Raw genomic sequence first — 538 nt, forward strand, 5'->3', positions numbered from 1 at the left:
GCCTTGAGCGTTTGCTCTACCAGCCTGAGTAGCCTTTTGTCTGCAATCCGGTGCTGCAAAAACTTCATCATCCAACCGTGGTCAATCTGATCGAAGAAACGGCTGATATCTGCGTCTACTACCCAACTGACTTTCCGGGTGGTTATCGCCATGTACACTGCGTCCAGTGCCTGATGTTGATTTCGTCCCGGCCTGAAGCCGTAACTGAACCCGAGAAAGTCTGCTTCGTAGATCGCTTCCAGTAAATATAGGACATCCACTCTTTTTTCTATAACAAACACAGACCTCATTCAACCCTATGGATGCCCCTTTTTATACGTGGTGAAGAAATTTCGCATTGAATCGTTGGATGTCCTTTTTTGCAATAAAAAAATCGAAATGAAATATCAAAATAATTATATATAGACATTTCTCAACACTCATCGCCTGGTGATGTTATTTTGTCATACATATTACTGAAGTCATAGTTTGGTATTTTGAAAATATCATCAAGTTCGTAGATGCCCGCCATATCCATGGATGGCTCATTCTCAGGCAG

General features: G+C 42.2%; 1 pseudogene. It reads right to left on the reverse strand.

Features of this window, described 5'->3' with window-relative positions:
• Nucleotides 1-260 (reverse strand): annotated as a pseudogene (locus tag WG89_RS28815) (group II intron reverse transcriptase/maturase); the annotation flags it as partial.
• Nucleotides 261-538 lie beyond the last annotated feature (278 nt).

Origin of the sequence: Endozoicomonas arenosclerae (assembly GCF_001562015.1) — a bacterium.
GTDB classification, from domain to species: Bacteria; Pseudomonadota; Gammaproteobacteria; order Pseudomonadales; family Endozoicomonadaceae; genus Endozoicomonas_A; species Endozoicomonas_A arenosclerae.